A 14,737-nucleotide genomic window follows, 5' to 3' on the forward strand; every position below is an offset into this window, starting at 1 on the left:
TTCGCGCGCTAGAGTGTGTGCCAGGAAGAAATACCAACTCTAACGGGGCCGCCAAATTTCCCCAGGCCGCCCCGCAAGTCCGCGAGGGGGCACCGCCATGGGCCGAGGCAGGGCTAAGGCAAAGCAGACAAAGGTCGCTCGTGAGCTCAAGTACAGCTCGCCGACAACGGACTTGGAGAGTCTGCAAAGAGAGCTCTCCGGTGGTTCGTCCAACTCCCATCGTGGCATCCACTCTGACTCGGATGTGCATTCCCGAGTCGAGGAAGACGAGTACGAGGACTGGCGACGCTAGTACTGTGCACGACAACGACTGAGGGGGAGCCGCACAGCGGCTCCCCCTCACTTGTTCGCCCGATGTTCGGACGATCAGAACCTTGCCGCGGTCAGAACCGCGGATGGTTACCCAGCAGCAACGCACGCTCGTCGGCGACGTCCTTACCGGTCGCCTTCTTCACCGTGCCGAGAGTCCAGCAGTCGATGTGGCGTGCGGTCAGCACTGCAAGTGCTCGGTCGACGTCCTCGGGTGCCACGATGGCCACCATGCCGACACCCATGTTGAACGTCTGCTCCATCTCGGCCCGCTCGACGCGTCCGCGCTGAGCGATCAGCGAGAAGATCGGAGCCGGGCTCCAGGTGGTGCGGTCGAGTTCGGCGACCAGACCCTCGGGCATGACCCGTGAGAGGTTGTTCGCCAGTCCGCCGCCGGTCACGTGGCAGAACGTGCGGACGTCGGTCTCGGCTGCGAGCGCGAGGCAGTCCTTGGCGTAGATCTTGGTGGGTTCGAGCAGTTCTTCACCGAGCGTGCGGCCGAATTCCTCGACGTGTCCGCCGAGATCCATGTGGTTGATCTCGAGCAGCACCTTGCGGGCGAGGGAGTAGCCGTTGGAGTGCAGACCCGACGATCCCATGCCGATGACGACGTCACCGGGACGCACCCGCTCGGGTCCGAGGATCGAATCCGCCTCGACGACGCCGATGCCGGTGGCCGAGAGGTCGTAATCGCCGTCGGCCATCAGTCCCGGGTGCTCGGCCGTCTCGCCGCCGAGCAATGCGCAGCCGGCGATGATGCAGCCTTCTGCGATGCCCTTGACCAGCTCGGCGACCTGCTCGGGAACGACGCGGCCCACGGCGATGTAGTCCTGCAGGAACAACGGCTCGGCACCACAGACGACGAGATCGTCCACGACCATGGCCACGAGGTCGAGGCCGAGGGTGTCGTGCTTGCCGAGGGCCTGCGCGACGGCGACCTTGGTGCCGACGCCGTCGGTCGAGGCCGCCAGGACCGGCTCGCGGTAGTCGCCCTTGAGTGCGAAGAGACCGGCGAAACCGCCGAGACCGCCCATCACCTCGGGCCTACTGGCCTTCTTGGCGAGCGGCGCGAACAGCTGCACTGCTCGGTCTCCTGCGGCGATGTCGACCCCGGCCGCCGCGTAGGAGGCACCGCCCGAGTGAGTTGCGCTCGTGGGTTGGGATTCCTCGGTCATTCGGCTCCAGCCTGTGTACTAGTTCATGTCAGCGCCCGGTGCGGCGCGGCCCCAACGGTACCGGAGTGCCCGGTCAGGAGAAGAACTCACGTGTGCAGGCGCTTGCCGGGAATCGCAGCCAACAGCTTCTTCGTGTAGTCCGCCTCCGGGGATCGCAGAATCTTCCACGGTGTTCCCTCTTCGACGATTCCCCCGTTGCGCAGCACCACCACCCGATGCGCGACGCGGTCCACCACGGCGAGATCGTGACTGATGAACAGGCACGCGAAACCGAATTCCTGCTGTAGCGCCTCGAACAGGTCCAGCACCGCTGCCTGCACCGAGACGTCGAGGGCACTGGTCGGCTCGTCCGCCACCACCAGATCCGGACCGAGCACCAGTGCCCGCGCCAGGCTGACGCGTTGCCGTTGCCCACCGGAGAGCTCGTGTGGGTAGCGCTTGTCGGTGCCCGACGGCAGTTGTACGGCGTCGAGCAGTTCGGTGGTCCTCGCGGCGACCGCATCCGTGGAGCCGTACTTGTGCACGATCATCGGCTCGGCGATGCATTGCCCGACGGTCAGTCGCGGATTCAGTGACGCCGACGGGTCCTGGAAGACGAAGCCGAATCGCTTGCGCAGCGGCTTGAGCTTGCGTTCGCTCACGCCTGCGATGTTCTGTCCCATCACCGTCACGCTGCCACTCGTCGGCTTCTGCAGTGCTGCAACACATCTGCCGATCGTGGACTTGCCCGAGCCGGATTCTCCCACCAGTCCGAGGGTTTCGCCGCGGTGGATGGTCAGCGAGACGTCGTCGACGGCCCTGAACGCAGGTGAGCCGACGCCGCCGGAGAACTGCACCACCAGTCGCGAGACGTCGAGTACCGGTTCACCCGAGGTGTCGACCGTCTTGTCGGACTCCACCGCGGCCAGTGTGGGCACCGCGGCCAGCAGCTTCTTGGTGTAGTCGTCCGCGGGTGCGTCGAAGAGCTGCGCCACCGGGGCTTCCTCTACGACGCGACCGTTCTGCATGACGACGACGCGGTCCGCCAGATCCGAGACGACGCCCATGCTGTGGGTGATCAGCACGATGGCGCAGCCGAGCCGGTCCTTGAGATCGCGGAGCAACTCCAGGATCTCGGCCTGCACCGTGACATCGAGGGCGGTGGTCGGCTCGTCGGCGATGATGACCTTCGCCTCGCACGAGATGGCGATCGCGATCATGACGCGTTGCTTCTGCCCGCCCGAGAGTTCGTGCGGGTAGTACGAGAACCGCTGCTCGGGACTGGGCAGACCCACCATCGACAGCAGTTCGACGGCTCGCGACTTGGCGTCCTTGGCCGACATCCGCTTACCGTCCGCGCCTGTGTGCGCACGCAGCGCCTCGACGATCTGATATCCGATGGTGAACAGCGGATCGAGGGCGCTACCCGGTTCCTGGAACACCATCGAAATATTGTTGCCGCGCAACTGCGCCCACGCCTTGTTGCTCAGCGTCGTCACGTCCTGGCCACCGAGAACCACGTGTCCCTCGACGCGTGCGGTGTCGGGTAGCAGTCCGATGGCGGACCGGACGCTGACGGATTTGCCCGATCCGGACTCACCCACCACCGCCAGGACCTCGCCGGGATACACCTCGAACGAGACCTCGGTGACGGCGTCGACTTCGCCGGCATCGGTGGCGAACGTGACGGACAGCGACTTCACCGACAGTGCGGACTCGCGTGGAGTCACAACGCTCGATGTCATACCTTCACCGCCTTCTTGAACTTCTTGCGGGTGCGCAGCAGCGGATTGAGTGTCTCGCTTGCGCTTTCGCCCACCATGGTCAGGCCGAGCACCACGAGCACGATGCCCAGGCCGGGGAACACCGACGTCCACCAGATGCCGTTGGAGATGTCCGGCAGCGCCTTGTTGATGTCGTAGCCCCACTCCGAGGCGGAGGTGGGTTCGATACCGAAGCCGAGGAATCCGAGCCCGGCGAGGGTCAGGATGGCCTCGGCTCCGTTGAGGGTGATGATGACCGGCAGTGTCTGCACCACGTTGGCGAGGATGTGCCGGAACAGGATTCGTGGAGTACCGGCCCCGGTGACCCGGGCGGCGTCCACGTACGGTTCGGTCTTGACCGCCACCGTGGCGTTGCGTACCACGCGGAAGTACTGCGGCACGAAGATCGCCGTGATGGCGATTGCCGCGGACGCGATACCGCCGAAACTGGACGACTGTCCGCCTGCGACGACGATCGAGATGACCACCGCGAGGAGTAGCGACGGAAAGGCGTACATCGCGTCCATGAACAGTACGAGGACGCGATCGAACCAACGGCCGATGTAGCCCGAGGCCAGGCCGAGCGGAACACCGATGATCAGCGAGAGCACCAACGACGATGCGATCACCATCAATGCTGTTCTCGCACCGTAGATCACGCGGGAGAACACGTCCTCGCCGCGGACCGACGTGCCGAACCAATGCTGCGCGGACGGAGCCGCCTGGCGGGCGAAATCCTGCCCGGCGTCGCTGGTCTGCGAGAACCCGTACGGCGCGAGGAGCGGAGCGAACACTGCGGCGACAACGAACCCGACCATCAGGGCCAACCCGACGATCAGGGTGACGCGTTGCAACCCCGACGTGGACTTGACGAACGCGACGCCCGGAAATCCTCGGCGGTGCGGACGGGTGGGAGGGACGTCGGACAGCACGACTTCGGTGCTCATCAGAACCTCACTCTCGGGTCGATGAGTGCGACGATCGCGTCGGTGACGAAGCTGACGACGGCGACCACCACGGCCAGGAACGTCACGATGCCCTGCACCGCAACGAAATCGCGGGCCTGCAGGTACCGGGCGAGTTCGTAGCCCAGGCCCTGCCACTCGAAGGTTGTCTCGGTCAGCACCGCCCCGCCGAGCAGTACGGCGATCTGCAGGCCGATGACGGTGACGATGGGAATCATGGCGTTACGGAACGCATGCCGTCGCGTCACCGTGCCCTCGCTCAATCCGCGAGCGCGTGCGGCGTCGACGAAGGGTGCCTGCAGGGTCTGGATCAGGTTGACGCGCACCAGCCTCAGGAACACTCCGGCCGTCAGCAGACCCAGAGCGAGTGCGGGAAGTACCGCATGCTCGAGCACGTCCACGGTGTAGCTCGTCTCTCCGTAGAGGAACGAATCGACGATGAGGATGTTGGTCTTGGGCGAGACGTTCTGCAGTGCCAGTTCCACGTTCGTGCTGGCTCGTCCAGCCACCGGCAGCCAGCCGAGCTTGACCGCGAACAGCAGCTTGAGCAGCATGCCGACGAAGAACACCGGTGCCGCATACGCCAGGATCGCGAAGATGCGCAGCGAGGCGTCACCGAATCGGTCCCGATGGGTGGCGGCGAAGAAGCCGAGCGGGATGCCGACCGCGAAGGCGACCAGCAGTGCCCAGAACGCCAATTCCAGTGTCGCAGCACCGTTGACGAGCAGAACGTCACTGATCGCGCGATTGTCGGTGGCCGAGCGGCCGAAATCGCCGCGCAGCAATCCGGTCAGGTACTCCCAGTACTGCGTCAGGATCGGCCGGTCGTAGCCGGCTTCGGCCTTGCGCTGGGCGATCTGTTCGGCGGGTAGGCGGCCGCCGAGGGCGGCGGTGATCGGATCACCGATCACACGCATGAGAAAGAAGACGACGGTGACGAGAATCCAGGCAGTCGGAATGATCAGCAGAAATCTGACCCCGAGATAGCGGGCGAGCGCGCCGTACCGTGACGGCGCGCTCGCCTGCTGCGCTTGCTTCTCCCCTACCGGCGCGTCCGCGGTAGTGGGCACCGGTCAGCTCTTGGCGAGAGTGACGAAACGGAACTTGAACGAGGCGTCGAGAGTCTCGTCCACACCGCTGATCTCGTCGGTGGCGACGGCGATCTGCTTGCCCTCCAACAACGGAAGCGTCGGCAGGTAGTTCGTCGCGAGCTCGGTCTGAATCTGACCGATGATCTGCATCCGAGCGTCCTCGTCGGCGGTCGTGCGTTCGAGATCGAGCAGCGAGGTGATGGCCGGGCTCTCGAAGTGCGACTGCAGGAAGTTGTCCGGCGCGAAGAACGGCGTCAGGTAGTTGTCTGCATCGGGATAGTCCGGGAACCAGCCCAGCTGGTACACCGGGTAGGCGTCGGCGACGCGTTCCTTGGTGTAGGTGCTCCACTCGGTGGACTGCAGGTTCACGTTGAACAGGCCCGTCGCGTCGAGCTGGCTCTTGATCGCGGCGTATTCCTCGCTCGAGCTCGAACCGTAGTGATCCGGGTTGTACTGCAGGTTGAGCTGAACGGGAGTGGCAATGCCTGCGGCGGAGAGGAATCCAGCCGCCTCGTCGCGGTTCGGCGTGGTGCCGTAGACATCGCCGTAGGCGGTGTTCGCGCCGGCCAGTCCGGTGGGAACCACGGAGTACAGCGGGGTGTAGGTGCCCTTGTAGACGCCGTCGGACAGCGCCTGACGATCGACCGAAGACGCAATTGCCTTGCGCACGGCCAACTTCTGCTCCGGGGTGTCGCCGGGCATCGTGTTCATGTTGAACACCATGTAGCGCGATTCGCCGCCGGGTCCCTCGTGCACCGTCAGTCCGTCCACACTGCCGAGCGATTCGACGTCCGTCGGGGTCAGCGAGCGCCACGCGACATCGATGGCTTTGTTCTGCACGTCGAGCTTGAGGTTGTCGGAGCTGGTGTAGTACTTGACGTTGATCGAGGACGTCTTCGGCGTTCCGAGAATGCCGTTGTAGTCACCGTTCGCGGCGAAGCTGACGAGGGAGTTCTTGGCGTAGCTCGAGATCGAGTACGGGCCCGCGAACGGAGTACCCGCCACGATGGCGTCGTCGTCGAGAATCGAATCGGCCGGGAAGACGGTCTGATCGACGATCGGTCCTGCCGGGGTCGCCAGAATCTGCGGGAAGGTCTGGTCGTTCGCAGCCTTCAGGGTGAATTCGACGGTCTTCTCGTCGGGCGTGGCGATGCTGTCGAGATTGGTGAGCAACGACGCGGGGCCGTTGGGGTCGTTGATCGCGACGATCCGATCGAACGAGTACTTCACGCTCTCGCTCGTCAGCGGGTTGCCGTTGGCGAACTTCAGGTCGTCCTTCAACGTGCACGTGTAGACGGTCGGCTCGGTGAAGTCGCAGCTCTCGGCCGCGTCGGGCTCGAGTTCGGAGCTACCGGGCGCGAAGTTCATCAAGAACGGATACGTCTGGTTCATCACCATGAACGAACCGTTGTCGTACGAGCCGGCCGGGTCGAGCGATGTCACCTGATCGGTGGTGCCGACCGTGATGGTCTCGCCGCCGCTGTCGCCGGATCCTCCGGCGTCGGTGCGTCCCGAGCCGCAGGCTGCGGCCGTCAGTGCGAGTACCGACAGTGCTGCCACTGCAGCGGTCTTCCTGCCGTGCTTGCGCACTGCAGTCTTCGATGCCGCGCTGTAGCGCTGCATGCGTCCGTCGTCGGGCGACAGGGTCATCTGAATGCCTCTATCCAAATCGGTGTGTCCTATGTAACTCGGGACAGTACCGACGGACTGTTTCCAATATGTGGCATTGAGAAAACCCCGCTGTTCCCTTGCAGGAACGCCCAGCTCACGGACGACTAAGAGCGCTCACATTCGCGTCGTTGTCCACCGGCTGCCCGGCCGCCGAGGACAACAGACCTTCGAGTACGTGCTTGCCGAGCGCATTGTCCGCAGGCAGATCGATGGGGTACTTGCCCGTGAAACAAGCTGCGCACAAGCGTGATTCGGGCTGCTCCGACGCGGCGATCATGCCGTCGATGGAGATGTACCCCAGCGAGTCGGCACCGATGGCCTGGCGGACGCCTTCGAGGATCCCGTCCTCGGAGTCGACACCGTTGGCGATCAGCTCTGCGGGAGAAGCGAAGTCGATGCCGTAGAAGCAGGGCCAGCGCACCGGCGGCGACGCGATACGCACGTGAATCTCCAGCGCACCGGCCTCGCGCAGCATCCTGATCAGGGCTCGCTGGGTGTTGCCGCGAACGATCGAATCGTCCACCACCACCAGTCTTTTGCCCCGTATGACCTCTTTGAGAGGATTGAGCTTGAGTCGAATACCGAGCTGGCGGATGGTCTGCGACGGCTGAATGAACGTGCGGCCCACGTAGGCGTTCTTCATCAGGCCCTGGCCGTACGGAATGCCGGAGCCCTGCGCGAAACCGACCGCAGCGGGAGTTCCGCTCTCGGGCACCGGAATCACCAGGTCGCCGTCGGCCGGATGCTCCTTGGCGAGGCGTCGTCCGATCTCGACACGCGTCGAGTGCACCGAACGGCCACCGATGACGCTGTCCGGCCGAGCGAGGTACACGTACTCGAACACGCAGCCCTTGGGCTCGGGGGCCGCGAATCGTGAGGACCGAACGCCGTCGGCATCGATCGCGAGGAGCTCACCGGGTTCGATGTCGCGGACGAACGCGGCACCGACGATGTCGAGTGCAGCCGTCTCGCTGGCCACCACCCAGCCGCGATCGAGGCGGCCGAGGCACAACGGACGGACGCCGTGCGGGTCGCGCGCGGCGTAGAGGGTGTGCTCGTCCATGAACGTCAGGCAGAAGGCACCCTGCAGCTGCGGCAGCAACTCCATTGCAGCCTGCTCGATGGTGCAGTCGGCGGCCTTGTGGGCCAGCAGCGCGGTCACCACGTCGGAATCCGACGTGCCGTTGCCCTGCAGCCGGTCACTGATCAGCCCTGCGTCGCGTGCCTTGGTGGCGAGCTCGGCGAAGTTCACCAGATTTCCGTTGTGGCCGAGTGCAATCCCGGTCCCGGCGGTGGTGGTGCGGAAGATCGGTTGCGCGTTCTCCCACGTGACCGATCCACTGGTGGAGTAGCGGCAGTGTCCGATGGCGACGTGCCCGGGCATGGCACCGAGTGTCTGCTCGTCGAACACCTGGCTGACGAGCCCGAGATCCTTGAACACCAACACCTGGGAACCGTCGGAGACGGCGATGCCGGCAGCTTCCTGACCACGGTGTTGCAGCGCATAGAGGCCGTAATACGAGAGCTTGGCCACATCCTCGCCCGGTGCCCACACTCCGAAGACTCCGCACTCCTCGCGCGGCTCGTTCTCCGGTTCGTCGAGCGGTTTGCCTACCAGAAGATTCGGACTGTCGACCGACAAATCGGCGTTGGTCACGGGCATTGCTCCCTTGGGGGTACGGGGCGGGGGGCCATGCCCGAGTCTACGGGCACACGGCCCGAGTCAACGCATCGTGTGGATGGGAGATTCCCAGCAGGTGAACGCGTGTCCGAATTGGAGCCGATCACCTGATGGACATCAGTGGCAGCCAGCGCCCCACCTCGGCCGCCCTACTGCCCGACGCATCGATCGAGCCGTCGGCGAGTGCGTCGGCGAAATTCCGGATTCCGGTCACCACCTGCAGCCACGTCAGCGCATCGGTCTCGACCACGTTCGGCGGAGTTCCGCGGGTGTGGCGCGGCCCCACGATGCACTGCACCGCGACGAACGGCGGCACCCGCACCTCCACCGAGGATCCCGGCGCGTTCTGGCCGAGAGTTCGGGCAGTGGTGCGTACCGCTGCGGCAATCTGCGCCCGCGCAGGCTTGTCCGCCTCGCCCTTGATCCAGTCCTCGACGGCCAGCACGGCGTCGCGCACCTCGGCGGGGCCAACTTCCTTGTGTGGTGGCACTGCGTCTAACTCCTGTCGTTCGCAGCGAGATGCGCCAGAACGGCGCCGCCGGCATTGAGGAAGTAATGCAGCAAGGCCGGCGCGAGCACACTCCCGCTGCGGGCTCGCAGCCACGAGAACACCACCCCGGCCGCGGCCGTCGCCACGACCGTCCCGACCACGGTGTCACCCGCCGCCCGGGCCGGGTGAATGTGCCAGAGCCCGAAGAAGATCGGCGACAGAGCGGGCGATGCAGCGTCGAGCACGCCGCGAAAGAGCAACTCCTCGGTGAGGACCGTCCCCACCGGGATTCGAAACAGAACCCACTCGGCCAGCTCGTCCTCGGACGGCCGAACCCGGCGTCGCAACGCCGGAATCGCAGCGACGACGGCAGATCCGATCACCGGAACGGCCGATGCCGCAGCGCCCCACTTCACGCCTGCAACCGTATTGCGCAATCCCAGTTGCGCGGCGCTGCGGCCCGATACCGCCCCGACGGCCACCGCGAACGAGGCGTTGGCCACCGCCCTCGCGCGGGCATCGAGACCGAGCGCGGGAAGGACGTAGGTACTCCAGGCCGTCGTCGCGGAGCCGATCGCCAACGCCTCGGTGGTCACTTCTCGGGACCGTCTCGGCCGGCGAATTGCTCCATGACTCCGCGGACTCGTTCGGTGTCGCGGTCGGTCCACCCCTCCGGCGCGGCGACGGCAACCCAGCCGTCGAGCACGAGGGTTCCGTAGTTGTGGCCGTGCCCGTCGGGAACGCCCGCAGCGTTGGTCAGGTCGGCGGCCACCTGCCAGAAGGTGACGACCGGGAACCACCGCATACTCGGCAGCCGGTCCGGCCCGGGTGGCTCGGACAACCAGTCGGGACGCTCGAACAGCAGATCGGGTGACCACCAGACCACCGGATCCGACGCGTGCTGGACGTAGAGGATTCTCGGTTCGTACCAGGGCTGATCCTCCGGCGGGATGCCCGACGAGTTGTCGGCGAATCGGACTGTCAGGCCCTCGGAGTAGACCGGCCGAACCTCGGGGCTTCCCGGGTCGCGTCGGCTGACGAACTGACTCCAGATGCGGTTGTTGTTCGGTGGCCCGACCCACAGCACGCCGTCGGTGGTGTCCCGGATGTCGGCCAACCCGTCGAACGCGCCCTCGCCCGCCTGGGTGCCGAGGCTCTCGCCGTAGACGTAGAACTTGGGGCGGGTGGCCTCCGGTTCCTGCAGCCAGCGGTCGTGCACCTTGTCGATCAGAGCTCTGCCCGCCTGCGCGGCCTTGTCGCCCTCCGCGATGAAGGAGATCCAACTCGGCAGGTAGGAGTACTGGGATGCGACGGTGGCGACATCGCCGTCGAACATGAGCTCTTCGGCTTCGATGGCGGTGGGATTGACCCATCCGGTTCCGGTGGTCGGAACGACGACGAGAGCCGCGCGCTGGAATGCCCCGGTACGTTCGAGTTCTGCGACCACGATGTTCAGTCGCTCGTCCTGGGTCTCGGCGGTTTCCAGGCCGGCGTACGCCCTGATCGGCTCGAGACTGGGACGGCCGGTGGCCCGCTCCATCTCGTCGGCGCGCAGTCCGCTGGAGACGAAGTTGCGGCCCTCGAATCCGAGGGTGTCCCACGGTGCCAACGAGTTCGGACTACCGGAGCGTTCGTCGGCCACGGGTTGTTCTGCACCGTCGCGGGTTTCGTCGTTCTGCAGGCTGAAAGCCGAGTTGGTGACCTCGGAGACGGCCCGGAGCAGGACGCCCTGAACCAGCGCTACGGACAGCACGACGAGGACGACGACTCCGAGCGCGTTGGCAACTTCGCGTGGCATCTTCACGACGCGGTTTATCTGCCGGGCGAGCAGACGAACGAGGTCGCGCAACACCCGCCACACCGAAATCAACAGCGCCGCAACGGCGATACTCAGTGCACCGGTTCGGAAGTATCCCGTGGTGGTGGTGCCCTCGGCGTCCATCAATGCGGCCAGCTCACGCTGCCATTCCGCCGAGATCGCCAACATGATCATCGACGCTGCGATCGCGAGGACGGGTACGGCGACCTTGACGGCGAGTTCGATCTTGCGCGGCAACGGCCACCATGATCGGGACGAGAGCCACCAACGGGTGACGGCCCATCCCACCGCCACACCGAATGCGTAGCCGATGGCCGCGTTGATACCGCCGATGATGCCCTGGAACAACCATCCCCGCGGGAGCAGTGACGGAGTCAACGACCAGCAGAAGAACAACGCGCCGAACGCAATTCCGGTGAAGTCCAGGCGCAGCAGGCCCCAGGCCCACATGACGAACGGGTGCTTGTCCGGTGAGGGGACCGAGAACTCGACCGTCGGCAGGTGGTAGCGGTGATGCTCGTTCTGCTCGAGTGCGGAGTCGGGCTCGGCGAGCTGCTGCTCCGATGTGTGTCCCCCCACCTCGGTCAGCCGAAGAGTCTGGGAAGAGTGCTCTCGAACGTCTCGCGCAGTTCCGTCATCGGGACGGAGAACTGCCCTTGCACCTCGATCGAATCCGAGCCCTCGTCGACGACGCCGATGCGCACCCACGGCAGACCGCGGGCGGTGCACATGCCGGTGAAGCGAGTCTCTTCCGTGCGCGGTACGGCGACCAGTACGCGGCCCGAGGACTCGGAGAACAGTGTCACGAACGGATCGGCACCCTCGGGAACGATGATGCGGCAACCGGTTTCACCGGCCAGAGCAGCTTCGACGACGGCCTGCGCGAGGCCACCCTCGGAAAGATCGTGGGCTGCCGAGACCAGTCCGTCACGCGAGGACGAGAGCAAGATGTCTGCCAGCAGCTGCTCACGGGCGAGATCGACCTTGGGCGGCACGCCGCCGAGGTGGTCGTGCTCGACCTGCGCCCAGATGGACCCGTCGAACTCGTCGTGGGTGTCACCGAGCAGGATCAGCGTCTCGCCGGGCTCGAGTCCGAGGCCGGTGGGGATGCGGCGATGCACGTCGTCGATGACGCCGAGTACACCGACGACGGGCGTCGGCAGGATCGGCTCTGCACCGGTCTGGTTGTAGAAGCTGACGTTGCCGCCGGTCACGGGAATACCGAGGGTGACGCAGCCGTCGGCCAGTCCGCGCACGGCCTGCTGGAACTGCCACATGACGCCCGGGTCCTCGGGCGAGCCGAAGTTCAGGCAGTTGGTGACGGCCTTGGGCGTCGAGCCGGTGACAGCGACGTTGCGGAACGCCTCGGCGAGCGCGAGCTGCGCGCCCTGGTAAGGATCGAGTGCGGTGTAGCGGCCCGACGCGTCGGTGGCCAAAGCGATTCCACGACCGGTCTTCTCGTCGATTCGGATGACGCCTGCGTCGGCGTTCTCGGCGAGGACGGTGTTTCCGCGCACGTAGCGGTCGTATTGCTCGGTGATGAATCGACGGCTGCACAGCTGCGGCGAGCCGATCATCTTCAGCAGCGTCGCCCGCAGCTCGTCACCGGTTTCCGGACGCTTCAGCGACGCCGTGGTGTTCGCGACCAGATCGTCCTGGGTGGCGGGTCGCTGCACGGGACGGTTGTACACCGGTCCCTCGTGCGCAACGGTCTTCGGCGGAACGTCGACCACGGTCTCGCCGTGCCACGTGATCTGCAGATGCTCACCGTCGGTGACCTCACCGATCACGGTGGCCAGGACGTCCCACTTGCGGCAGACGGCCATGAACGCGTCGACGTTCTCGGGCGTCACCACCGCGCACATGCGCTCCTGGGATTCGCTCGAGAGCACCTCGGCGGGCGTCATGCCGGTGGCGCGCATCGGCACCTTCTCCAGCTCGATGTGCATGCCGCCGCTGCCCGCGGACGCGAGTTCGGAAGTGGCACAGGACAATCCGGCACCGCCGAGATCCTGGATGCCGACGACCAACTTGTTGGAGTACAGCTCGAGGCAGGCCTCGATGAGCACCTTCTCGGTGAACGGATCGCCGACCTGCACGGCCGGGAGCTTCTTGCGGCCCCCGCCGGTCTCATCCCCATCGAAGGTCTCCGACGCGAGGACGGACACGCCGCCGATGCCGTCGAGACCGGTTCGTGCGCCGAACAGAATGATCTTGTTGCCCAGGCCCGACGCGAACGCCAGATGCATGTCCTCGACGCGCATGACGCCGGCACACAGAGCGTTGAGCAGGGGGTTACCGGCGTAGGAGGCGTCGAACACCGTCTCGCCGCCGATGTTCGGCAGGCCGAGGGAGTTTCCGTAGCCGCCGACGCCTGCGACGATGCCGCTCAGAACGCGGCGCGTATCGGGTGCATCGGCGGCACCGAATCGCAGCTGGTCCATGACGGCGATCGGGCGCGCGCCCATGGCCATGATGTCGCGGACGATGCCGCCGACGCCGGTCGCGGCACCCTGGTAGGGCTCGACGTACGACGGGTGATTGTGGCTCTCGACCTTGAACGTGACGGCCCAACCGTCGCCGACGTCGACGACGCCCGCGTTCTCACCGATACCGGCGAGCATCGGCTTGCGCATCTCGTCGGTGGTGGTCTCGCCGAAGTACTTCAGGTGCACCTTCGAGGACTTGTACGAGCAGTGCTCGCTCCACATGACGGAATACATCGCCAATTCGGCGTCGGTGGGCCGACGGCCGAGGATTTCCTTGATGCGGACGTATTCGTCGTCCTTGAGTCCGAGTTCTTTGTACGGCTGCGCAACGTCGGGGGTGGCGACAGCGTTGGAGACGGTGTCTGTGGGTACAGAGCTAGCGGACACGAGGAATAGGTCCCTTCGATGGAGCGAAATGCCAGGGAGAGTCTATCGGGACCCGCAGACATGTACGGCATCGGTCGTGCAGGGCCGAGCGTCGCCTCGTGCGAACATCACCTGATGGACATCGCGCTGACCGAGAACGATCTGGACGAAACGGGCGTCATCGACCCGTCGATGGTGGCCAAGGGAGTCGACGTTCCGCCGAAAGCCGTCGTCTGTTTCTTCTCCGAGGTGATCGAGAGCATCTGCGCGAAAGGCGACGCCCGAGTCGTGTCGGTCATGCGCTCCGAGCACGGCGAACACCCCGTCTACGAGATCGAACGACACGGGGAGAAACTTGCCGTCTTCCACCCCGGCGTCGGTGCTCCGCTGGCGGCCCTGTTCCTCGAAGAGGCCATCGCGATGGGATGCACCCAGTTCGTGGCCGTCGGCGGCGCGGGCGCACTGTCCGACGACCTGGGCATGGGACACGTGATGGTGGTCGACAGCGCCGTCCGCGACGAGGGCACCTCGTTCCACTACCTGCCACCGGGCCGCGTGGTCGACGCCGACCCGGCAGGCGTGGCCGTACTGCAATCCGTACTGACCGACGCCGGAGTCGACTTCGTCACCGGGCGTTCCTGGACCACCGATGCGCTCTACCGCGAGACCCGTGCCCGCGTCTCCCGCCGAGTCGAAGAAGGCTGCCGAACCGTCGACATGGAGGCCTCGGCCTTCTGCGCCGTGGCCCGATTCCGCGGAGTGCGATTCGCGCAACTGCTGTACGCGGGCGATTCCCTCGCCGCCGACTGGGATCACCGCGGCTGGACCAAGGCAACAACAGTGCGCGAACAATTGTTCTGGCTCGCGGCAGATGCGTGCCTACAACTGAGCCCGATCTGAGTCTTTGGGGCACCAGCCCCCCTTCCCGCTCACCCCACC

12 protein-coding genes are annotated in these 14,737 nt (G+C 65.7%); 2 read left to right on the top strand and 10 right to left on the bottom strand.

What is annotated here, in order from left to right; translation table 11 throughout:
- Positions 1-97: 97 nt before the first annotated feature.
- The gene (locus tag CH276_RS19140; RefSeq protein WP_082073787.1) at positions 98-292 is read left to right on the top strand and encodes a DUF3073 domain-containing protein; all 195 of its coding nucleotides are present in this window, start codon (positions 98-100) and stop codon (positions 290-292) included.
- 91 nt (positions 293-383) lie between these two features.
- Here the strand turns inward: CH276_RS19140 and purM are convergent, their stop codons facing one another.
- The 10 genes from purM to purL form a co-directional block, all read right to left on the bottom strand.
- Positions 384-1,484: a phosphoribosylformylglycinamidine cyclo-ligase gene (gene purM / locus CH276_RS19145; RefSeq protein WP_032376541.1), complete on the bottom strand. Its 1,101-nt coding sequence runs from the start codon at positions 1,482-1,484 to the stop codon at positions 384-386.
- 86 nt (positions 1,485-1,570) lie between these two features.
- Entirely contained in the window at positions 1,571-3,208 is a 1,638-nt protein-coding gene (locus CH276_RS29190) for an ABC transporter ATP-binding protein (RefSeq protein ID WP_094628476.1), read from the bottom strand.
- On the bottom strand, positions 3,205-4,173 hold the full coding sequence (locus CH276_RS19155; RefSeq protein ID WP_032395914.1) for an ABC transporter permease: 969 nt from the start codon (positions 4,171-4,173) through the stop codon (positions 3,205-3,207). Before CH276_RS19155 ends, CH276_RS29190 begins: the two co-directional genes overlap by 4 nt.
- Positions 4,173-5,159, bottom strand: a complete 987-nt coding sequence (locus tag CH276_RS19160; RefSeq protein ID WP_045200293.1) for an ABC transporter permease — start codon at positions 5,157-5,159, stop codon at positions 4,173-4,175. Before CH276_RS19160 ends, CH276_RS19155 begins: the two co-directional genes overlap by 1 nt.
- A 105-nt stretch (positions 5,160-5,264) precedes the next feature.
- Positions 5,265-6,905, bottom strand: coding sequence for an ABC transporter substrate-binding protein (locus CH276_RS19165; RefSeq protein WP_045200295.1), 1,641 nt, complete (start codon positions 6,903-6,905; stop codon positions 5,265-5,267).
- A gap of 142 nt (positions 6,906-7,047) precedes the next feature.
- Positions 7,048-8,610, bottom strand: a complete 1,563-nt coding sequence (purF, locus tag CH276_RS19170) for an amidophosphoribosyltransferase (RefSeq protein WP_032396301.1) — start codon at positions 8,608-8,610, stop codon at positions 7,048-7,050.
- Between the two features lie 127 nt (positions 8,611-8,737).
- On the bottom strand, positions 8,738-9,124 hold the full coding sequence (locus tag CH276_RS19175) for a sterol carrier family protein (protein ID WP_032395916.1): 387 nt from the start codon (positions 9,122-9,124) through the stop codon (positions 8,738-8,740).
- 5 nt (positions 9,125-9,129) lie between these two features.
- Complete coding sequence (locus tag CH276_RS19180; protein ID WP_094628478.1) at positions 9,130-9,720, bottom strand: CPBP family intramembrane glutamic endopeptidase; 591 nt, start codon at positions 9,718-9,720, stop codon at positions 9,130-9,132.
- Positions 9,717-11,444, bottom strand: a complete 1,728-nt coding sequence (locus tag CH276_RS19185; protein ID WP_230596874.1) for an alpha/beta hydrolase — start codon at positions 11,442-11,444, stop codon at positions 9,717-9,719. The genes CH276_RS19180 and CH276_RS19185 overlap by 4 nt, the downstream gene beginning before the upstream one ends.
- Before the next feature lie 83 nt (positions 11,445-11,527).
- Positions 11,528-13,819 (bottom strand): phosphoribosylformylglycinamidine synthase subunit PurL, encoded by a 2,292-nt coding sequence (gene purL, locus CH276_RS19190; RefSeq protein WP_094628480.1) that lies wholly within the window; start codon positions 13,817-13,819, stop codon positions 11,528-11,530.
- 114 nt (positions 13,820-13,933) lie between these two features.
- Between purL and CH276_RS19195 the strand changes: the two genes are divergently transcribed.
- Positions 13,934-14,698 carry a nucleoside phosphorylase gene (locus CH276_RS19195; RefSeq protein ID WP_230596830.1) on the top strand — a complete coding sequence of 255 codons (765 nt, stop codon included), beginning with the start codon at positions 13,934-13,936 and terminating at the stop codon, positions 14,696-14,698.
- Positions 14,699-14,737: the final 39 nt, after the last annotated feature.

The organism is Rhodococcus sp. 06-470-2, assembly GCF_002258235.1.
Taxonomy (GTDB): domain Bacteria; phylum Actinomycetota; class Actinomycetes; order Mycobacteriales; family Mycobacteriaceae; genus Rhodococcoides.

Excerpts from the sequence above, each read along its gene's own strand:
- CH276_RS19195 (WP_230596830.1), top strand. The coding sequence starts at position 13,934 with ATGGACATCGCGCTGACCGAGAACGATCTGGACGAAACGGGCGTCATC.
- purM (WP_032376541.1), bottom strand. The coding sequence starts at position 1,484 with ATGACCGAGGAATCCCAACCCACGAGCGCAACTCACTCGGGCGGTGCC.
- CH276_RS29190 (WP_094628476.1), bottom strand. The coding sequence starts at position 3,208 with ATGACATCGAGCGTTGTGACTCCACGCGAGTCCGCACTGTCGGTGAAG.
- CH276_RS19140 (WP_082073787.1), top strand. The coding sequence starts at position 98 with ATGGGCCGAGGCAGGGCTAAGGCAAAGCAGACAAAGGTCGCTCGTGAG.
- CH276_RS19155 (WP_032395914.1), bottom strand. The coding sequence starts at position 4,173 with ATGAGCACCGAAGTCGTGCTGTCCGACGTCCCTCCCACCCGTCCGCAC.
- CH276_RS19165 (WP_045200295.1), bottom strand. The coding sequence starts at position 6,905 with ATGCAGCGCTACAGCGCGGCATCGAAGACTGCAGTGCGCAAGCACGGC.